This is a genomic window from Clostridium weizhouense, from assembly GCF_019431045.1.
Classification (GTDB): domain Bacteria; phylum Bacillota; class Clostridia; order Clostridiales; family Clostridiaceae; genus Clostridium; species Clostridium weizhouense.
The window spans coordinates 508453-529280 of the sequence record NZ_JAHXPT010000001.1; the positions used below are offsets into that span (position 1 = coordinate 508453).

The following is a 20828-nucleotide window of genomic DNA, read 5'->3' on the forward strand; positions in this document are numbered from 1 at the left end:
AATTTAGTTTTGATTAATATCTTAGTTATATATGTATATTTAGAGGTGTTGTATGAAAATTTCTATAGATGCTCGTAGTGCTACCTTACATGAAGGTACTGGTATAGGTACTTATACCAATAATCTTATATCAGAAATTCTCTCTATAAACTCACAAGATAATTTCACATTATTTTGTTCAGGAAAATTTAATAAAGATTTTATTAAAAAAAATACTAATATTATATACTCATCTGGTAGGCATTCTGGATTTTACGATAAATACTATATTCCACGAATGTTAAACGAAAAACATATTGATTTATACCATATCCCTCAAAATGGTATTGGATTAGAACCATCATCATCTTATAAAACAATAGTTACAATACATGATTTAATACCTTATATTATGCCTGAAACTGTAGGAAAGGGATATTTAGAACGTTTCTTAAGAGATATGCCAAATATCATTTATAATTCATCAGCTATATTAACTGTTTCTGAACATTCAAAAAAAGACATACTTAAGTTTTTCAACGGTTATCCTGAAGAAAAAATATTTGTTACTCCACTTGCAGCTAATTCTAATTTTAAGCTATTAAATAAAACTAGTTGCAATAATTATGTTAAGGATAACTTTAATGTTAATAATCCATTTATTTTATATATAGGTGGATTTAGTTCAAGAAAAAATGTCTTAGGTCTTATAAAAGCATTTAAAAATGCCTATAAAGATTTAGATAAAACTTACAATCTAGTACTAGTGGGTACATTAAAAGATGAAGGTGAAGAGCTATATAATTTTGTAAAACAAAATAATTTAGATGATAAAGTTATTTTTACAGGCTATGTTAAAGATGATATTTTACCTATCCTTTATAATAGTTGTGAAGCATTTGTTTACCCATCTTTTTATGAAGGTTTTGGATTACCACCACTAGAAGCTATGAGCTGTGGTGCACCGATAATATCATCTAACATATCATCAATACCAGAGGTTACATCAGATAATGCCCTATTAATTGATCCTTATAATGAAAAAGACTTAGAACTTGCATTGGTAAATCTTCTTAATAATGAAGATTTAAAACTTAATTTAAGCAAAAAAGGCTATAAAAGAAGCCTCCAATTTTCATGGAGGCAAACAGCAAAAAATACCTTAAATGCATATAAACAAATAATATCTAATAATTAAATACATTAATTTTAGCTATTATCTTAGGTTATTTTCTTCAAGTACTTTTGTTTTTATATCAATATAATCATCATATTTTTTTATAACAGGAGCTCTCTCTTCTATGTTACTCATAATAATTAGAGGGCTCTTTCCATTAAAATTTTTAATACTATCTTCAATTTCTATATTCTTATATGTATATAAATAACTTGAAAAAAATCTTCCTTCTTTAATATATTTAATAGTATATTTATTATTAGTAATGACAAATGTTATAAATTTTTCTATTAATTTTTTATTATCATTATTTTGGTTTAATATTATAAGATTATCCCCTTCTGCACAAAAAAATCTATTAGTCCCAATATTCTTACTCGGAGTGTTAATTGCTACCCATTCGCATTTTTCGTCTAAGGCCATAAGTTCTCTCATTCCATTTATAGATGATATCCTTGCTAAAAATGGATTTCCATCTTGTAAATTTAATATATTATTATCTTTTAGTTCTTTTAACTTATCTTCAACTTCTTGTTGAATGTCATAAATGCTTTTATCCTTACTCAAAGATTGCATAACTAATAAACTTACTAAATCTTCATAATCCTGTCCTGTAGCATTTAATATCTTTAACTTACCATTACTTTTCTTATAAATATCAGTTCCAATATTTACAAAATCATTCCACGTACTAATATCATAATTATGATATCCATATTGACTTAATATATCTTCTCTTATATATAACACTAACGGTCTTGAATTTAGTGGTATAGCTATTTTTTTATCATCCTTAATAACTTGTTCTAATCTATTTTTAGAAAAGTTTTTAGAATAAGTTTCTAAAACTTTATTCATATCATCATCTATATTAATATCTTCTAATGATAATTTTTTCATATCTAATCTATTTAATTGTCCTATATTAAATAATTCATTCTCTTCTATTTGAGATTTCAAATTATCTACATACTTATCGCTATTTATTTGTTTAATTTGAATATTTGTTTTTGGGTTATATTCCATAAATTTATCTGCACATTCTTTTAAATATTCATATAAATTTTCGTTTACTGCTATTTCTATATTACCTTTAATTTTAGATTCTTTACTAGAATCTAATAAATCCATTCCTACTATGCAAAGTATTATTAAAATAAAAAATATGCTTAAATATTTCATCTTATTTCTCATGATTTACACCTCTATAAAAATACATATCTAAAAATATTTATAATTATTTAGATATGGTAATCTCTTTTTTACTTTCATACTCTAAATAAATTATAGAAAAAATTATTGCTAATGTTCCACATATTAATTTAACTAATATATACGCTAATAACATATCCTGTGCCTGATTTGCAATGTATCCCATTTGTCCACCAAATACATATGCACCACCAACAGAAAAAGCTGTACAAATAACTCTTCCTCTTTCATCTAATGAATCATATTCTGAATATATAACTATTGCAGAAGCTAAACTACCTATAAATGCTGCAATAGAATTTATATTAACATTAAATATTTTACTCATATTATTTAAAGGCTTACTTAATGTATTTTTTAATACTTCTAACATAACATATGCTCCGCCTAAAAATATTGCTATTTTGCCCACAATTTCTAAGACCTTATCTATTGGCATAACATTATCTAAAATACATATTCCAGCTATAGAATTAACCCCTTGTATAATTAAACCTATAACACTTATAAACATTATAGCTTTTCCTATAAATTTAAATATTACTATTAATAATTTAGGTCTAAAAAGTATACCTAAAGTTAAAACAACTGCTAACAATATTATTGGTAAGAGATTATACGCTAATATATTAATAGGCACTTTAACTATAATTCCTCCTATAAACAACCCTATTGGCATAGTTATAATACCACATAGTATTCCTTTAAATAACGTTTCAAACATTTCTTTTTTTATCAACCCTATTGCAAGTGGTAATGTAAAACTAATAGTACATCCCAAAATTGATGATATAAATATTCCTGTAAATTTAGCCATTTCATTAGATGTAGCTAATTTTTGAGATAAATTAAGTCCTCCCATATCTATAGCTATTATACTTGCTGGAAATATTGATGCATCTAGTGAAAATTTTTGTGCTATAGGTACTAATGTTTTTGTTAAAATATCAGAAAAAAATGGTGTCATTGACAATATACCTATCATTGATAATGATAATGGTCCTATTGTTTTTATTCCATCCTCAAAAACTTTTCCAAGCTTAAACTTATTTCCCTCTATATAATCAATAGCTCCAATTAAAAAAAATAAAGCCACAATATATAACAATATATTTCTCATATCTCCTCCTGTTAATACCGTAAACTATTATTAAGTATAACAGAACAAAAGTGGCTGCGCCACGTTTCAATTGACAATTGACAGCTGACAATACACAGTTGTGATTGAAAACTACAGGCTTTCTAAAAAATATATATTTTAGAAAGCCTAAGGTGAGTTCATCCTAAATTCTTAATCATAGATTGTCAATTCAAAAATATAATCTGATTTATTCAAAGATTATTTAGTAATATAACTAGTCTAAAGAATAAAAAGCCTTCTTTGAATTAAGAAAGCTTTTATTGATTTTATTTTCAACTTATAATTCACCAATTCTCTCATATAATTCTATAAATTCTACTGATAGATCCTTTAACATAGTAGTTGTCATCAAATGATCTTCTGCATGTACTAAAAGCAAAGAAAACTCTGATTTTTGCCCTGATGCTTCAGTCTGGATTAAGGTTGTTTGTGAATTATGGGCATATCCTAATTCTTTATCAGCTTTTTTAATCAAATTTTTTGCGGCTGTAATTTCTCCTTCTTTAGCTAATGAAATTGCTTCCATTGAATAACTTCTAGCTTCTCCACTATGCATAATTAAATTTAATATTACCTCTTCCAAACCTAATCACCCTTTCTTAAGCCTATGTATATTGAAAATATACTTTATCATCGCACAAATTACTATAATTACATTTTACACCAAAATATGTTTAAAATTAAAGATTATATTTAATTTATTAATATATATACCAGTATGTCCATCTATTTTATCTATTGTTTTATTTCATGCATTCAAAAATAGAGATATAAATATAAACTTCTCTTAAATCAAAAGATTTTGTTTATATTCATATCCCTATAATATTTTATAATTTAGTATTCAATTAATTATTTCTTTTCTTCTAAGGTTATACTTAACTCAACCTCTTTTTTATCTCTAATTACACCTATCTTAACAGTATCTCCTACATTTTTAGCTGATTTAAGTTCTTTTAATTCATCAAATGTTTTAATATTTTTACCATCAAATTTAGTTACTACATCTCCAACTTTTACTCCACCTTTTTCCGCTGGTGAAAATTCTTCGACTCCTGCTACATATAATCCTTCTTTTAAATCATATTTTTTAGCCATTTCACTAGTAATTTCTCTTACTTGTATTCCTAAATTAACTATAGGCTTTGATAAAGTATCTATCTTAGTTTTCACTTCATTAATAGGAATAGCAAACCCCATTCCTTCAACACTTGTTCCACCAAGTTGTGTACCTATTTTCATAGAATTTATTCCTATAACTTGACCTTTAGAATTAACTAATGGTCCTCCACTATTACCTGGATTTATAGCTGCATCTGTTTGTATAAGATTTATATTATTTCCATTTTGACCTGGTACACTTCTATTAACAGCACTTATAATTCCTTGTGTAAGTGTTTGAGCAAATTCTTTTGAAAGTGGTGTTCCAATTGCTATAACTTGTGCTCCTGGATATATTTCATCTGAATCTCCAAGTTCTGCAACTGCTGGCACTTTAGTTCCTGGTTCAACCTTAATCATTGCTACATCTTGTGCCTGATCATAATTTACTACTGTTGCATTAACTTCTTTTCCATCACTTAAAGTAACTTTTACTTCATTTGCTCCTTCTATAACATGATAATTAGTTAATATATATCCTTCTTCATTTATAATAAATCCTGATCCTATACCTTCAACTTCTTGTGGTATAAATCCATTATTAGATAATCCTTTTGTAGATACAATAACAACTGCTGGAGCAACTTTATTAAATGCATCTGTAACTGATAGTGTCCCCGCCGATGTATCTTCCGTAAATATTGGTGCTACATATTTTCTGTTTGTGTTATTTAAGATTTGCGAATTTTTAAGAACTAAATAAGTAATTCCACTACCAAATAATCCCCCTATTATCGCAATTAATAATGCTAAAGCAATATTGGAAAATGCCTTTTTCTTTTTCCTACGTTTTATGCTAATAACATCATCATTAAATATAGATTTATTTACCTGTTGTATCTCATTTGTTTCTACATCTATAAAATTATTATTCTCATTATCCATATAATCTCCTCCTAAGGTAACTAAGTTTTGTAATTCATATTCTTAGTATAAAAGTATTTTGTGTCAAAAACATGTCAAATATAAATCTATATTTATATAATAGTAAAATAGATAATTTAAATTCATGTACTATAAATTTTCATAAATAAAAAACCATGCATATAAGAAAATTTTGTTTTCCTATTTTTGCATGATTTTTTAATACTTATTCTTAATTAGCCACTTAAAGGATTATTATAATATATGTTCAAATTTAAATCTTGGCCAAAATAGTATATAGTCATTTAATTTATTAAGTAATTATTTGAATATATACACATATGTATTATTAACTTTTATCTAATTTTTTTACCTTTTTTATTGTATTATTTATAGCACTAATAACTGTATCTTTATCCTTTGCTACATAAGGTGTACCTAAAATAGAGCTTTCATATACTGTAATCAATGGATTTTCTTGCAAATAATCATATTTAGATTCTATTTTATTACTTATTATATACATAGGCATTTTATTTAATTGGTCTATACTTGGAATATCAAAATTTTTATTGTATAAATTACTTATTTCATCTGAAACTGCTTTTCTATAATTTTTCTTATTTTTATGTATATTAAATTCCTCTAGCGCACCAATAGATATATTTTCTTCTAAATTTTTATTTTCTTCCAAAAGACCAAACTTATCACATAATTCTGTTAAATAAAAATAACTTCCTATAAACTCAAGCTTAGATTTATAATATTCCCATCTTATTGATTTTAAATATTGTATACTACTAATCAATTCTTCTGATAAAGGATTAATAAATATTAATCCTGATACCAATTCTGGGTATTTTTTAGTGAAACTTGTAGCAACCAAACTTCCATACTCTTCTCCAACAAAAATATATGGTTCAGATGCACCAGATTTTCTTAACAATACCCTCAATTCATCAGCTTGTTGCTCAGGAGATTTTTTATCTGATGAATCACTAAATCCATATCCTTGCCTATTATATACAAATGTTTTTATATCCGAATTAGCTTCCAAAGTTTTACACACTTCATCCCATTGATATATATTAGTTCCTATGCCACCTTCAAAAACCACCGTATAGCTTCCTGTTCCTCTAATTCTATATTCTAATTTATTGCTATCTACTCTAACATATTTTAAATTTGGTTTAATTTTTTCATTACTAAAAAAGTTACTCATTAATTGTGCGAAAAAACCTACAAATAGAAGTACTAATATAATTTTTAATGTTTTTTTACAAATTTCTAAAAAACTATATTTTTTTTGTTTTATTCTTTCAAAGCCATTAGAATGTGGTAATAAATTCATCTTTTTAACTATCTCCTAACTTTAAATTAGGTTTTGCATTTATATCAAAAGATGATATAAATCCCTTCTCAAAATTAAAATACGCAGCACTTCCTATCATTGCAGCATTATCTGTACATAATATTGGTTCTGGAAATAATATTTTTATTCCCTTTTTTACACCTTCTTTTTCTAATGTCTCTCTTAAACATGAGTTTGATGCTACACCACCTGCTATAGCAATTTTATCAACATTTTTTTTCTTACAAGTTAAAAATACATTCTCTTTTAAAACATCAATAACAGCTTTTTGGAAAGATGCTGCTACATCTGCTTTATTTATCTCATTACCCTGCATTTTTGCTTTATTTAAATAATTTAAAACTGCTGATTTAACTCCACTAAAAGAAAAATCTAATGTATCTTCATGAAATTTAGCTTTAGGAAAATCAATAGCATTAGGATTTCCTTCTTTGGCTAATTTATCAATTTTAGGACCTCCTGGATAACCTAATCCTAAAGCTCTTGCAACTTTATCATATGCTTCACCTGCTGCATCATCTCTAGTCTTTCCTATTACTTCAAAATCACAAAAATCATTAACACAAACTATAAAAGTATGTCCTCCTGATACTACCAAAGATATAAATGGAGGTTTTAAATCCTTATGTTGTATGAAATTTGCAGAAATATGACCTTCAATATGATTAACTCCAATTAAAGGTTTTTTAGCAGCAAAAGCAAGTCCCTTAGCATATTGCAAGCCAACTAAAAGTGCTCCTATAAGTCCTGGACCATATGTAACACCTATTGCATCAATATCATCTAAAGTAACATCAGCTTCCTCTAACGCTTTTTTTACAACAAAATCTATAGTTTCAATATGCATTCTTGAAGCTACTTCTGGGACTACACCGCCAAATTTTTTATGAGTATCAATCTGTGTAGATATAATATTAGATAAAACTTCTCTTCCATTTGCAACAACAGCTGCAGAAGTTTCATCACAACTTGATTCTATTGATAAAATTAATTTTCTATTCATAATTAATACCTCTTATTTTTATATTTAACTTAATTTGTATATTTAAAAATTAGCTATAACAACAATTATCCAAAAATATTATACTTTATATAAAGTATATTATCAATTTATGATTATTGTATAATCTAATGATATAATGTATATTTTACTATATAAAAATTAATTATTAACTACTAAAAAATTAATTTTTTTTAAATATTGTTTAAGAGGAGATTTTTAATGACAACTTATGCTAAAGTAATTGTTAATGGTTCACCAATTACTAAATCAAATTTTAAATTACATAATTCAAACGGACGTGCTATTTTACCTAACAATTCTGGGAAATACCATGATAGATATGCTCTCTATGAACAAGAAATTGCATTAGTTGCAAGAAGTCAAAATCCAAATGTTATTTTAAATGAAAGCTTAATAGCATTATTAAAAGTTTATTATAAAAGTGAAAAGCGTCATCCTGATACAATTAACATCACTAAAAGTATCTTTGATGGAATAGAAAAAAGCGGATTAATTGTTAATGATGCTCAAATAACAAGAATTATTGTACAAGAATATTATGATAAAGAAAATCCCAGATTTGAATTAGAGTTATTTGGTGAAAGTGAATATGATTTAGGATTTTGTATTAATAAAAAAGAAACTATAACTACTCCTAAAATTTATTCCCCAATAAAAAAAGATTTAAAAAAATCAATTGAAAGTAAAACTCCATTACCTAATATTAAAACTACATGTAGTATATGTAATACTTTAATCAAAGGTAATGATTATATTAAAGCTGATAAAGGTAAAACTCTAATATGTAAAAAGTGTTTTAATAAATTATTTTAATCTAAGTTAAACTTTAATGTTGAAAGGATGTTTTTTTATGACTAAAAATATAGATTTAATTTTTTTTGGAGATAGCTTAACTTTTGGATACGGTGTTTCTAAAAAGGATTCATGGGTATATAAAATTCAAAATTCATATGAAAATCCCTCTTTGAATAAAGGATGTAATGGTGATACTACGGCTTCAATGCTCACTCGTTATTATAGAGATGTTATTACATATAATCCAAATAAAATCTTTATTATGGGTGGTACTAATGACTTATTGCTTGGAAGGAAAATTGATACAATAATTGATAATTTGGAATTAATGATTAAGGATTCTATTGATATTAATGCAAAAATTATTCTTGGTATTCCACCAAATATTATTGGCAGCATGGCAAATAGATTATTTGGATCTTCTCCTTTCTATAGTTATGCTGAAATAGAATTACCTAAATTAAGAAAAGCTATAATTAATTTATGTGTTAATTATAACCTTTCTTATATAGATTTCTATTTATTAACTTTCAATAAAAAAAACTTTTATTTAGATGGACTTCATTTAAATTCTCATGGCAATGAGCTTATGTATAAAGCTGCTATTTCATACTTTTAATATATTCTGCTGTTTTTATTCCACAATTAATACCATCAGTTTCATTCATAATTAACGCCATTTTACCATAAATTAAATTTCCACAAGCAAAAATACCATCGATTGATGTTTTAAAATCATCTACAATAGGTACTAATGTATTCGAATTAATGTTTAATTTTAACATCTCTGCAAGCATGTTTTCTGGTCTAAATCCAACTGATAATAGTAAAGAGTCACATTCTCTTTCTATAACAACATCATCTTTTAGATTTAATATTTTAAGCCCATTAATCCTACTATTTCCATGAACTTCTATAACTCTAGAATTTTCTATAATCTCTATATCAAAACCATCTAGTATACTTTCTATCTCTTCATTTCTTAGTGCATCAAATTCGTCTTCTATTACTATTGCCTCTACATATCCGCCTTCTATTATAATTCTTCTAGCTACCAAAAAACCCCATTTATTTTTAGCTGTAACTACAGTTTTCCTACCTGGTAAATATCCTTCTATATTAATTAACCTATGAGCATCTCCTAATGTAAATATTCCAGTTAATCCATTGGTAGGAATTATAACACTTCCTGTATAAATTTCTCTAGCTCCTGTTGATAATATTATTGCATCTGATTTTACTTTATTAATACCATCTATTTGATTAACATATGTTACTATTTTTTCCTTAGTAATTTCTATTACAGTTGATTCTAATTTTATCTCTATATTAGAACTTAATAATCTTTCCTGCACAAAATTAATATATTCTGGTCCAGTTACTTGCTCTCCTAAAAATTTTTCTCCAAAACCATTATGAATACATTGATTTAATATTCCTCCAAGATTATTATCTCTTTCAATAATTAATATATTTTTAACTCCACTTTTTAGTGCTCCTAGGGCTGCTGTCATTCCAGCTATTCCACCACCAATTACAATCAAATCATATTTAAGCATTGTATTGTCCTCCAAATATAGTATCTATTATAATTTTATTAAGTTTTTAGATTCGTTTATTATATCCACTATATCGTACATATCAACAACTTCAACAAAATCATCTACTATATCCAATTTATAATATTTTAAAGAACCTTCATGTACTAAAACATCTACACCTTCTTGTGATAATAATTTTATATTATTTATTTTTTCTTTATTACCATTTGTATCAAATACTTTTACAGCTTCATTTAAAAATATTATATTTTTAGGAAGTTTTTCAGACTCATTTAATGCATTTAAATACTCATTTAATAATATCTTTCCTAATTTTTCATCTCCAGCACCAAATTTATCAGATGTTATTAATATAGAAAATTCTTTTTCATCTATAATTTCTAAACAACCTCTTTTTTCAATCATAATATTAAGTTCTTCATCATTTTCCTCTATTTCCACCTGGTAGCCTTTACTCATTGCAACTTTAACAATATTCGCATTATCAGAGTCCTTATTAACAATTACTATTGCTTCTCCTTCTCCAATTGAATTAAAATATTTTTTTACCATTCTTATAGTTTTTGGAAAAGAGATTCCTCTACAATCTATTTCTTTCATATATCTTACCCCCTGTTTAGTCCCATATCTAATAAGCTTAAAATAATTATATCATGTTTACTTTTAGATAGGTTGTTTCATTTCTTTATTTATGTATAATATAATATAGTACTTAATATAAGAAACAAGTTTATAAAATATAACTATTATTTTATATTATATTAAAAATCGAGGTGAATTTATGGATTACTTTAAAAAAATTATAAATAAAGATTTAATAAGCAGACTTATATTAATCTTAATTCCTATAATCTCTATAATCCTTAAAGGGATTTTTTTTCAAGGTTTTATTACTAGTGATAATCCTTATAGTTTTAATTTTACTGCTGGATATGACTCAGCTAAACCGTTTATTAATTATTATATCGCTTTTTCAATAATATTTTTAAGTTTTTCACTATTATTTAAAGGAAAAAGTAGAATAATTTACATTTTTATAATTGATATACTATTAACTTCTATTATTATGCTGGATCTTTGTTACTTCAGAGGTTTCTTAACTGTTCCATCTGTATTAATAGTAACTCAAACAGCTAACCTAGATAATTTATCTGGAGCTGTATACTCAATGTTTGGTCCTATGGATTTTATATTTATACTAGATTTTATAATACTAGCAATATATGTTTATATTACTAGGAAATCTTATAAAAATATAAAAAGAAGATCAGTAGTAGCTTTCTTGCTTACTTTTATTTTACCAATATTATTCATAGGTTATGTACCATTTAATATACATATTTTAGACAATAAAAAAGTAAAAAATGCATATCTTTTTGATAATTACGATCCAACAAATACAGCTAGATATTTTTCACCAATTGGATATCATGTGTTTGATTTATATACTGTATATCGTGACTCAAAAAAATACAATTTTACTGAAGAAGATAAAAATAATATAAATGAATATTTTGAAGTAAAAAAAGAAGATCTTCCTAATAACGAATATTTTGGAATGTCTCAAGGAAAAAATTTAATATATATTCAAGTTGAATCTTTAGAAGATTTCGTTATAGGAAAAACTATTAATGGAAAAGAAATTACTCCTGTATTAAATAAATTAACTTCTAATAATGCACTATATTTTCCTAATATTTTTGAACAAGTCAATGAAGGTACAAGCTCTGACTGTGATTTAATGGTTAATACTTCTATGTTACCTTTAAGAAGAGGTAGTACATTTTTTAGATATCCAAATACCACTTATAACTCTCTACCAAATATTTTAGAAGATGAAAAGAATTATACTACTATTGCTATACATCCAGACAAAGGTTCTTTTTGGAATTATTCAGCTGGATTAACTGGAATAGGTTTTGATAAATTTAATGATTATTATTCTTTTAATGATGATGAGCACATAGGTATGGGAATAAGTGATAGAACTTATTTTGAGCAAGTTATACCAATGCTAAAAAAACAACAAAATCCTTTTTATGCTTTAACTGTAACATTAACTAGTCATGGACCTTTTGATATTCCTAAAGAATATAGGGAATTAAATCTTAATTCTGAATTAGATAAAATGGAATTAGGAGGATATTTTGAAAGTATACATTATACTGACAAACAAATAGGACATTTCTTAGAATTATTAGAAAAAGAGGGGTTATTAGAAAATACTGTTGTTGCCATTATGGGTGATCATACAGGTGTTCATAAATACTATAATAATAGTATTGAAAACTTATCTACTAAAGAAGATTGGTACTTATATAATGGTAACCCTACAGTTCCTTTAGTAATTTATGATTCTTCAATTAAACAAGGAAAAACATTTGATTTATATGGTGGTCAAAGTGATGTTATGCCAACACTACTTTATATGCTTGGTATAGATAAAGAAAAATATGAAAATACTGTTTTAGGAAGAAATCTCTTAAATACAAAAAAATCTTTTGCTGTCTTAACTGATGGAACTATAAAAGGTGAGGATTCACTTTCTGATAAAGAAAAAGAAGTTTATAAAAATATCTTAGACTTATCAGATAAAATGATAAGAGGTAACTATTTCAAAGAAAATTAATATATTCTAATAAAAAATCAATGTATTATATAAAAGGATTATCTCAAAAAATATATTTAAGATAATCCTTTTATTTTTATTATTTTTTAAATGACATTGCAAAATTCATCTATTTTCCTGCTATTGAAAGTTCTTTAACTATTACAGATGGACATCCTATACTACTCATTGGAAATTTTAAGTCATTTCCTACTTCTTCTATATTCTTTAATAAATCAAAGAAATTTCCTGCTACTGTAATTTGTTCAATTGGTGTAGTTTTCTTTCCATTTTCAATTTTAAATCCTTTAGTTGCCAATGAGAAATCTCCAGTTACTGCATTAGCGCCTGAATGAAGTCCAGCAAATTCAGTAACTACTACACCTTCTTTAACTTCTTCACATATTTCTTCAAATGATTTTTTACCCGGATTTATATAGAAATTTGTTGCACTAACACCTACAATTGATGCATATGAACTTTTAAATCCATTTCCTGTTGATTTTATTCCTGCTTTATTAGCAGTTTTTAAATTATATAACAATGTATTTAGCTTACCATTAGTTATTATTTCTTTTTTATAAGTTGCAACTCCTTCATCATCAAAAGCAGTTGTTCCAAGTCCATCTTCCAAATGTGGATCATCAATTAATGTTAATATATCTGATGCTATAATTTCTCCCTCTTTTCCCTTAAGAAGAGATAATCCTTTTTGTGCCTGCTCTGCATCAAAAATTGAAGAGAATGTGCCAAGTAGTGATACCATAGCTTCATTATTTATAATTACTTTATATTTACCTGATGGAATACTTTTTCCACCAACTCTATCTAACGCTTCTTTAAGACCTTGATTTGCTAAATTTTTAGGATTAATATCTGTTAACTTCTTTGCTATAACATAACCCATTCCATCATATTTTTCATTATTTTCTTCTATTATTGGAATTACATATGCTGTTAGATTATTTCTCTCATTTTTTAAGTTTAATCCTTTTGAGTTTATTATTCCATAAATAGATTTCCCATATCCTATTCCACAACCATTAAAGTTAACCACTTTATCACACTGTTTCTTACACTCATTCTCCATTTCTGTTGCAAGAGATATAAGTTTATCTGGTTTTATATTATCTAATTCCTTCTTATAACAATTTAATTCTTTGTATTCTTTATCACCATCATATATAAATTGAACATCCTCATTTTCTATAACTAATGCCGCATTTTTTGCATTCTCTATAAGAGTTTTTATTGCATCTTTATCTAATATTTCTGTATAAGAATATCCCATCTTACCATTTACTTTTCCTCTAAATGATAAACCAAATGCATTATTTAATTTATATTTTTCTACTTCACCTTCATAAATATTTATGCTTAAACTTTCAGCATCTGAATAGTATATCTCATACTCTTCAAATCCAGATTTTTTAGCTTCTTTAAATAATTCTTCTTTAAATTGACCAAAATTCATCTCTTATCTCCCCCCAACAGTCATTTTCTTTACTCTAATCATTGGTTGACCTACATTCGTTGGAATACTTCCTGAAGATGAACCACACATTCCTTGAGCCAGTTCTAAATTATTTCCTACCATGTCAATATTCATAAGTACTTCACTACCTTTACCAATAAGACTTGCCCCTCTAACAGGTTCTTGTATTACTCCACCTTTAACTAAATACCCCTCTTGAACAGCAAAATTAAATTCACCCGTTACAGGATTTACAGATCCACCACCTAATTTCTTTGCATATAATCCATCTGATATAGACTTAATTATATCTTCAGGATTATCATTTCCGTTTGCTATATAAGTATTAGTCATTCTTGATGTTGGCTGATATTTATAACTTTGTCTTCTTGAACTTCCTGTAGGCTTCATATTCATTCTTCTTGCATTTAATTTATCAATCATATAACCTTTTAAAATACCATTTTCAATTAAAATATTCTTTTGTGTTTTATTTCCTTCATCATCTATATTTAAAGATCCCCAAGCATTAGGTATAGTTCCATCATCTATTGCTGTTACTTTAGATGATGCTATTTGTTCTCCAAGTTTATTAGCAAAAACTGAATTTCCTTTAGCAACTGAACTAGCCTCTAATGCATGACCACATGCTTCATGAAATATTACTCCACCAAATCCATTATCTATAGCAACAGTCATATTACCAGCCGGGCAATTTTTAGCATGAAGCATAGTATGGGCTATTCTTGCTGCCTCTCTTCCATGATATTCCGGGTCAACTGTGTCAAACATTTCAAATCCCATATGTCTTCCTGGTCCTTGGAATCCAGTTTGATTTTCTGCTCCTTTTGATGCTATTGCACTTATACCTAATCTGGTTCTTATTCTTTTATCCTCTACATATAATCCATCGCTATTAGCAATTAAGATATTCTGTTCCTTATCTGAATAACTTGTAATAACCTGCGAAATGTCATTATTAAAATCTTTTGCACTATGATATGCACGTTTTAAAATATCTATTTTTTTTGTATAACCAACATCTTTAGGATAATATTTTATTGGATGTATTGTTTGTATCTTACTTTCATTAAGTATTATAAAATCACTTTCTTTTAACTCTCCTAATGCTAAAGCTGCTCTGTAAGCTGTATCTAATAAACTTTCTAAACTATTGTTATTTGTATATGCATAAACACTTTTTAAGTCTTTAAATATTCTAATCCCTATACCATAACTTCTTCCTCCTATAGCATCATCTATTTTCCCATCTACTAATGATATTGAATTGTTTATTGAATCATCTTCAAATATTTCAGCAAAATCTCCACCTGTTATTAAACACCTTGCTAATACTTTTGAAGCAATATTTTTTGATAACATATTATTCCTCCTTTTGAATATCTAATCTAAAAATGGTTTTTCCCATTTATCCACATAATCACCTATACACCATTCAGACATTATTATTTCATCATTTTTATTAATATCTATGCTTGTAAGCGGAGTATCACCAAGTTTAGAATTGATTATTTCATATACTAATATTTTATCATTAGTAATAACTATTGCAATTCTATTATTTGGAGATGTAAATGCATCTTTAGCTAACGGAACTTCACTTTTTAATGTTTTCCATGGTATTAATAGTGAATCATAATTTATTAATTTTTTAGAAGATTTTATATTTAATGAAAAATCATGTCCTTCTCCTTCTTGATTGTAAGCTGAAGATACCTTACCTATAATATCCCATTTCCCTTTATTTCTTTTAACAGAAAAATTACTATAATTTATATACTTGCTATATTTTTCTACTTCTTTTTCTGGTAAAGTATCCATTAACTTTTCATAAGTTTGCTTAAAAATATCATTTGCTTCACTAGAAAATACATCACTTATTACAATAGGTAATTCTGAATTAATATTATCAATTGGTATTACTTCATACTTATTATAATTTCCATTAAAATTTTCTCCCTTATAAACTTCAGTTGCAATATAATCATTTCCAACATAATTTATACTTCTATAGCCATTTTCTTTTATTTCTTTTGGAGTATTTTTTATATTTTCTTTTTCACTTTTTCCATCAATAGGATGTGTCTCAAAATATTCATGATGATAATTATTGATTTCTACAGTTTTTTTATTTATACTCCATATACCATTCATTCTTGGTGCTATTATTTCATCTTTTTCTTTAATCGCTTCCAAGTTATTATCTTTAAATTCTATATATAGCGTTTTATATTTTTCATCAATTTGATTACCACTGTCTTCATTAAATATTTTAGATTTAATTCCTAAATAAACCCCTACTGAAGAATCATATTGATTATTTACTTTATTATCTAATTTATCTTCTATATTATTTTGTTTTTCATTACTATCATTAATCTCACCTATAAATTTAACTTTATATAAAGCTCCGTTATAAAATATAAATCCACTATTATAATTTTCTTTTATAAATTCAAAAATCACACCATTATTACTATTTACTGAAATAACTTCAGTTTTTTCTTTATTTATTCCTAAATCTTTAATTGTATATTTTACTTCATAAGATATTACATAATCATCTTTAACAAGTTTTAATTTATATGTTACATTATTATATTCCATATTTCCTAAAACAATATAATCTAAAGCTATTTTTATATTTTCACCTACTGAAACTTTATTGTTTTCTTCATTATAAACAGTTTTATCTAATACTTTGCAATCTATTATCTCCCAGATCCCTTTAATACTCAATGAATTATTAGCTGGTGGTTTTATTTTCCCTATTTTGTTTTGATTTATATTCTTTTCACATCCTAATAAACAAATAGATATCATTATTACTAAAATTATACTTATACATTTTTTCATAATTCCGTCTCCTTTTTATTAGGAATTGATATAATCACTTTAGTCTCTTCTCCTTCCTTACTTTCTATTTCTAAATTACCTCCATGTAAAGTAATAATTTCATCACAAATAGATAATCCAATACCATTTTTAGATTTAGAATTAGATCCTTTATAAAATTTTTCTTTTACATGAGGTAAATCTTCTTTACTTATTCCACATCCATTATCTTCTACTATTATAATTAATCCATTTTCATCTTTAAAACTTATCTTAACTTCACCATTTTTATCTATAAATTTAAAAGAATTGTCTATTAAATTTATTAATACTTGTTTTAATCTATCTATATCTAGATAATACATTTTGTCATCTAATTTAGAAAATACCTCAAATTTAATTTTTTCCTTAACAGCTCTAGGATGCATGTAATCTTCTATATATTTTATTAAATTAGAAATACATACTTTTTCTTTTTTTAAATTTATCTTTCCTCCTACAAGCCTCGAAAAATCTAATAACTCTTCAACCATCTTAGATAATCTATCAGTCTCCTTTTCTAATATATTAAATCCTAATTTTAAAGTTTCTTTTTCTGTATCTTCATCTTTTAAAGTTATTACCCATCCTTTTATTGATGTTAATGGTGTTCTTAATTCATGAGATACTGATGAAATAAATTCATCTTTTAATTTTTCTCTTTTAATAAGTTCTTCTGCCATATAATCTAAAGTATTTGAAAGCTTCGCTATTTCATCTTGCCCAGTACTATTATTTCTAACCTCTAAATTACCATTTGCCATCTTTTCAGCAATGAAAGTTAATCTTTTTATTGGATTTATAATTCTATTAGATAAAACTAAACTTACAAAAATACCAATTAATAAAATAACTATAGATATAGCTGCACAAAATAGAAAAATAACTTTTAGTTCTCTATTAATTTCCTCTAATGATATTACATATCTAATTATTCCTATTACTTTTCCATTATTAGTTAACGGCTCTGATACTGCCATTACTTTATTATTAGAATACTTAACCTTACCAACATAACTTCCACTCTGTCCATTTATAGCCTTTTTTATATCAGATTTTTGATTAAGTTCAGTATCATTAATTCCAATAGAATCCATAAGTAAATTTCCACTATTATCTAAAATTTGCACTTCTGCATTACTTTTATTCCAAAATGAATCAACATTATCATATATATTTTCCATTAAACTTGAAGTTGATAAGTACTTATTATAAAAATTAGCTGATATTTGTATTTGGTTTCTTAATAAAGTTTCTGTATTATCATAATAATATTTTTTAACAAAGGTCCCTAAAAGCACATTCATTGTTACAACAATAAATAATATTAAAAATATAAAATTTTTTACTAATGTATTTTTAATACTTTTCATAATTTATCCTTTCCATCTGTACCCTATTCCCCAAATTGTTTCTATAAATTTTGGAGTTGAAGAATCATCTTCTATTTTAGCCCTAAGCCTTCTAATATTCACATCTATTAATTTAGGATCCCCAAAATAATTATATCCCCATACTAAATTTAAAAGTTCATCTCTTGTAAATGCTTTATTAGGGTTCTCTAAAAACAATTTCATTAATAAATACTCTTTAGGAGTAACATCTACTTCAATATTATTCTTTAACAATTTTTGAGAATATAAATCTATTATGAATGGTTCTCTAATTAACTTATTTTTATCTTCTATTTTTTCTTCTCCTATTCTCCTTAATATAGCCTTAACTCTAAGAACTAATTCTAATGGATTAAAAGGTTTTACAATATAATCATCTGCACCATATTCTAATCCCATTATTTTATCCATATCTTGACCTCTAGCAGTCAACATTATAATACCAATATTAGGGTATCTTTCTCTAAGCTTAGAACATACTTCAAATCCATCTATACCCGGAAGCATAATGTCTAGAACTGCTAAATCAGGAATATATATATCCGCTTTCTTAAGACCTTCTTCTCCACTTTCAGCCTCTATTACTTCAAAATCATTTCTTTTTAAATTTATTTTTAAAAAACCTCTTATACTTTCTTCATCTTCAACTATCAATATTTTATTCATACTTTATCATCCCCTTTTAGATTTAAATATATAAAAAAGAGACTATTCAAAAGTCTCTTATTTATATACTTATATTATTAATTATAATTTATTTAAATATTTCTATCTATTTAATAGTTCTAAATTCATATCCTTCTGATCTTAAATAATCTATTATTTCTGGTAAAGCCTTAGCTGTTTCTTCTTTTTGATTCGTATCATGCATTAATATAACTGCTTTTTCTCTACCAGTAACAGTTTTCTTTACCCCTTCTATAAGCTCTGCTGCTGACTTATGTTTTCCTTCTGCATCTCCTGATAATGCATTCCAATCAATATAATGATATCCACCATCTTTTAATTTTTCATCTATAGCATCTTTACCTTTCCATGACATATGTCCACCTGGAAATCTAATAACTTTTGTTACAAAATCTTTTCCTAAAACTGCTCTTAAAGCATCATTGCTCTTTTCTATATCATTCATAAAGTTATCAGTATTTACTGTTCTATTAGGATAAAGATAAGAATAATCATGTGAATATGAATGATTAGCAATAGCATGTCCATCTTTAACTTGCTGTTTTAATATTTCTTTTGTAGTTTCACTTTCATTTATTGATTTACCTAGTGTAAAAAATGTTGCCTTCACATCTTTTTCTTTTAATATTCTTAGTATCTCTGGTGTAACATTAGTTGATGGTCCATCATCAAACGTTAAATATGCTACCTTATGTCCATTTGCACCTTCAGGCATTTCGCCCTTATTTTGTTGATATAAATATTTTTCAACAAAAGCAGCATCATCAGCAACCGGATCTTCATCAGCAGATAAATATCCATAGTTATCTAAATTACTTTTAACTACAGAAGTGTTTTTATCATCTTCTTTTTTAACTATAGAACTATTTTTATCTCCTTCTGTTTTAGAAATTTCAATTGCTTTTGCCGTTTCATTTTTTTTAAAAATTATTTGAGTTGATAATGCTCCAATTACCACTATACCTAAAATTATTGAAGAAAATACTATAATCTTTTTTTGATTTTTTATCTTACGTTTCTTTCTTTTGTAATTAATATTATTTTGCATTTATAAATTGCCTCCATAGTTTAATTTATTTAGTAATTAGTATTTATAATATTATTACACCCAATAAAAATAATTAAAAATATAATTTTTAATTATCTTATATATAGTATATAAAATTTAATTTAAATATAAAACTATAATTATTATTCTTAATATAGTATATTAAGTAAATTTCTATATATATTTATTATAATAGTTTTATGTATTATTTTTGTTACAAAACTATTACATAAATATGTTATAATGAAATTTTTTATATTTATAAATATAAAAAAAGCCGATATAATCGGCTCTATAATTCTAATATCTAAATATTTTAAAAGTAATTCTTTCAAAATTGCACATATCTTGTATATACTTAATTATTATTGGTCAAGCCCTCGACCTATTAGTATCAGTCAGCTAAATATGTTACCACACTTACACCTCTGACCT

Annotated in this window: 18 protein-coding genes; 4 read left to right on the plus strand and 14 right to left on the minus strand. The window is 25.7% G+C overall.

The window, feature by feature from the left end:
- The first annotated feature begins 52 nt into the window (after nucleotides 1–52).
- Nucleotides 53–1177, plus strand: a complete 1125-nt coding sequence (locus KYD98_RS02400; RefSeq protein WP_219777979.1) for a glycosyltransferase family 4 protein — start codon at nucleotides 53–55, stop codon at nucleotides 1175–1177.
- Nucleotides 1178–1195: 18 nt separating this feature from the next.
- Here the strand turns inward: KYD98_RS02400 and KYD98_RS02405 are convergent, their stop codons facing one another.
- From KYD98_RS02405 to tsaD, 6 genes are all read right to left on the minus strand, one after another.
- Entirely contained in the window at nucleotides 1196–2350 is a 1155-nt protein-coding gene (locus KYD98_RS02405; protein ID WP_219777980.1) for an ABC transporter substrate-binding protein, read from the minus strand.
- 43 nt (nucleotides 2351–2393) lie between these two features.
- Entirely contained in the window at nucleotides 2394–3488 is a 1095-nt protein-coding gene (gene eutH, locus KYD98_RS02410; RefSeq protein ID WP_219777981.1) for an ethanolamine utilization protein EutH, read from the minus strand.
- 298 nt (nucleotides 3489–3786) lie between these two features.
- Nucleotides 3787–4092, minus strand: a complete 306-nt coding sequence (locus KYD98_RS02415) for a PTS lactose/cellobiose transporter subunit IIA (RefSeq protein WP_219777982.1) — start codon at nucleotides 4090–4092, stop codon at nucleotides 3787–3789.
- Between the two features lie 269 nt (nucleotides 4093–4361).
- Entirely contained in the window at nucleotides 4362–5555 is a 1194-nt protein-coding gene (locus KYD98_RS02420) for a S1C family serine protease (protein ID WP_219777983.1), read from the minus strand.
- 328 nt (nucleotides 5556–5883) lie between these two features.
- Nucleotides 5884–6885 (minus strand): alpha/beta hydrolase, encoded by a 1002-nt coding sequence (locus KYD98_RS02425; protein WP_219777984.1) that lies wholly within the window; start codon nucleotides 6883–6885, stop codon nucleotides 5884–5886.
- A gap of 4 nt (nucleotides 6886–6889) precedes the next feature.
- Nucleotides 6890–7909: a tRNA (adenosine(37)-N6)-threonylcarbamoyltransferase complex transferase subunit TsaD gene (gene tsaD, locus KYD98_RS02430; protein WP_219777985.1), complete on the minus strand. Its 1020-nt coding sequence runs from the start codon at nucleotides 7907–7909 to the stop codon at nucleotides 6890–6892.
- Between the two features lie 219 nt (nucleotides 7910–8128).
- On the opposite strand from tsaD, the gene KYD98_RS02435 reads away from it, so the two are divergent.
- Both KYD98_RS02435 and KYD98_RS02440 read left to right on the plus strand, forming a co-directional pair.
- Nucleotides 8129–8743 carry a RusA family crossover junction endodeoxyribonuclease gene (locus tag KYD98_RS02435; protein WP_219777986.1) on the plus strand — a complete coding sequence of 205 codons (615 nt, stop codon included), beginning with the start codon at nucleotides 8129–8131 and terminating at the stop codon, nucleotides 8741–8743.
- Nucleotides 8744–8780: 37 nt separating this feature from the next.
- Nucleotides 8781–9344, plus strand: a complete 564-nt coding sequence (locus tag KYD98_RS02440) for a GDSL-type esterase/lipase family protein (RefSeq protein ID WP_219777987.1) — start codon at nucleotides 8781–8783, stop codon at nucleotides 9342–9344.
- Here the strand turns inward: KYD98_RS02440 and KYD98_RS02445 are convergent.
- Nucleotides 9328–10284 carry an NAD(P)/FAD-dependent oxidoreductase gene (locus tag KYD98_RS02445; protein WP_219777988.1) on the minus strand — a complete coding sequence of 319 codons (957 nt, stop codon included), beginning with the start codon at nucleotides 10282–10284 and terminating at the stop codon, nucleotides 9328–9330. The two genes, KYD98_RS02440 and KYD98_RS02445, sit on opposite strands and share 17 nt — an antisense overlap.
- A 27-nt stretch (nucleotides 10285–10311) precedes the next feature.
- A complete protein-coding gene (gene yedF / locus KYD98_RS02450) occupies nucleotides 10312–10887 on the minus strand; it encodes a sulfurtransferase-like selenium metabolism protein YedF (RefSeq protein ID WP_219777989.1) in 576 nt (191 codons plus the stop codon).
- 181 nt (nucleotides 10888–11068) lie between these two features.
- Between yedF and KYD98_RS02455 the strand changes: the two genes are divergently transcribed.
- The gene (locus KYD98_RS02455) at nucleotides 11069–12916 is read left to right on the plus strand and encodes an LTA synthase family protein (RefSeq protein ID WP_219777990.1); all 1848 of its coding nucleotides are present in this window, start codon (nucleotides 11069–11071) and stop codon (nucleotides 12914–12916) included.
- Between the two features lie 109 nt (nucleotides 12917–13025).
- Here KYD98_RS02455 and KYD98_RS02460 read toward each other — a convergent pair whose 3' ends face one another.
- From KYD98_RS02460 to KYD98_RS02485, 6 genes are all read right to left on the minus strand, one after another.
- Nucleotides 13026–14369, minus strand: a complete 1344-nt coding sequence (locus KYD98_RS02460) for a TldD/PmbA family protein (protein WP_219777991.1) — start codon at nucleotides 14367–14369, stop codon at nucleotides 13026–13028.
- Nucleotides 14370–14372: 3 nt separating this feature from the next.
- Nucleotides 14373–15752, minus strand: coding sequence for a TldD/PmbA family protein (locus KYD98_RS02465; protein ID WP_219777992.1), 1380 nt, complete (start codon nucleotides 15750–15752; stop codon nucleotides 14373–14375).
- 21 nt (nucleotides 15753–15773) lie between these two features.
- Nucleotides 15774–17246: a hypothetical protein gene (locus tag KYD98_RS02470; protein WP_219777993.1), complete on the minus strand. Its 1473-nt coding sequence runs from the start codon at nucleotides 17244–17246 to the stop codon at nucleotides 15774–15776.
- A complete protein-coding gene (locus KYD98_RS02475; RefSeq protein ID WP_219777994.1) occupies nucleotides 17243–18637 on the minus strand; it encodes a sensor histidine kinase in 1395 nt (464 codons plus the stop codon). The genes KYD98_RS02470 and KYD98_RS02475 overlap by 4 nt, the downstream gene beginning before the upstream one ends.
- A 3-nt stretch (nucleotides 18638–18640) precedes the next feature.
- Nucleotides 18641–19324, minus strand: coding sequence for a response regulator transcription factor (locus tag KYD98_RS02480; protein ID WP_219777995.1), 684 nt, complete (start codon nucleotides 19322–19324; stop codon nucleotides 18641–18643).
- Between the two features lie 106 nt (nucleotides 19325–19430).
- Nucleotides 19431–20393 (minus strand): polysaccharide deacetylase family protein, encoded by a 963-nt coding sequence (locus KYD98_RS02485; RefSeq protein WP_219777996.1) that lies wholly within the window; start codon nucleotides 20391–20393, stop codon nucleotides 19431–19433.
- Nucleotides 20394–20828 lie beyond the last annotated feature (435 nt).

What these genes read in the sequence shown, in the direction of transcription:
- KYD98_RS02475 (WP_219777994.1), bottom strand. Translation starts at nt 18,637, where the DNA reads ATGAAAAGTATTAAAAATACATTAGTAAAAAATTTTATATTTTTAATA.
- KYD98_RS02400 (WP_219777979.1), top strand. Translation starts at nt 53, where the DNA reads ATGAAAATTTCTATAGATGCTCGTAGTGCTACCTTACATGAAGGTACT.
- KYD98_RS02420 (WP_219777983.1), bottom strand. Translation starts at nt 5,555, where the DNA reads ATGGATAATGAGAATAATAATTTTATAGATGTAGAAACAAATGAGATA.
- KYD98_RS02465 (WP_219777992.1), bottom strand. Translation starts at nt 15,752, where the DNA reads ATGTTATCAAAAAATATTGCTTCAAAAGTATTAGCAAGGTGTTTAATA.
- KYD98_RS02405 (WP_219777980.1), bottom strand. Translation starts at nt 2,350, where the DNA reads ATGAGAAATAAGATGAAATATTTAAGCATATTTTTTATTTTAATAATA.
- KYD98_RS02460 (WP_219777991.1), bottom strand. Translation starts at nt 14,369, where the DNA reads ATGAATTTTGGTCAATTTAAAGAAGAATTATTTAAAGAAGCTAAAAAA.
- KYD98_RS02470 (WP_219777993.1), bottom strand. Translation starts at nt 17,246, where the DNA reads ATGAAAAAATGTATAAGTATAATTTTAGTAATAATGATATCTATTTGT.
- KYD98_RS02485 (WP_219777996.1), bottom strand. Translation starts at nt 20,393, where the DNA reads ATGCAAAATAATATTAATTACAAAAGAAAGAAACGTAAGATAAAAAAT.
- KYD98_RS02435 (WP_219777986.1), top strand. Translation starts at nt 8,129, where the DNA reads ATGACAACTTATGCTAAAGTAATTGTTAATGGTTCACCAATTACTAAA.
- tsaD (WP_219777985.1), bottom strand. Translation starts at nt 7,909, where the DNA reads ATGAATAGAAAATTAATTTTATCAATAGAATCAAGTTGTGATGAAACT.
- yedF (WP_219777989.1), bottom strand. Translation starts at nt 10,887, where the DNA reads ATGAAAGAAATAGATTGTAGAGGAATCTCTTTTCCAAAAACTATAAGA.
- KYD98_RS02445 (WP_219777988.1), bottom strand. Translation starts at nt 10,284, where the DNA reads ATGCTTAAATATGATTTGATTGTAATTGGTGGTGGAATAGCTGGAATG.
- KYD98_RS02480 (WP_219777995.1), bottom strand. Translation starts at nt 19,324, where the DNA reads ATGAATAAAATATTGATAGTTGAAGATGAAGAAAGTATAAGAGGTTTT.
- eutH (WP_219777981.1), bottom strand. Translation starts at nt 3,488, where the DNA reads ATGAGAAATATATTGTTATATATTGTGGCTTTATTTTTTTTAATTGGA.
- KYD98_RS02425 (WP_219777984.1), bottom strand. Translation starts at nt 6,885, where the DNA reads ATGAATTTATTACCACATTCTAATGGCTTTGAAAGAATAAAACAAAAA.
- KYD98_RS02455 (WP_219777990.1), top strand. Translation starts at nt 11,069, where the DNA reads ATGGATTACTTTAAAAAAATTATAAATAAAGATTTAATAAGCAGACTT.
- KYD98_RS02440 (WP_219777987.1), top strand. Translation starts at nt 8,781, where the DNA reads ATGACTAAAAATATAGATTTAATTTTTTTTGGAGATAGCTTAACTTTT.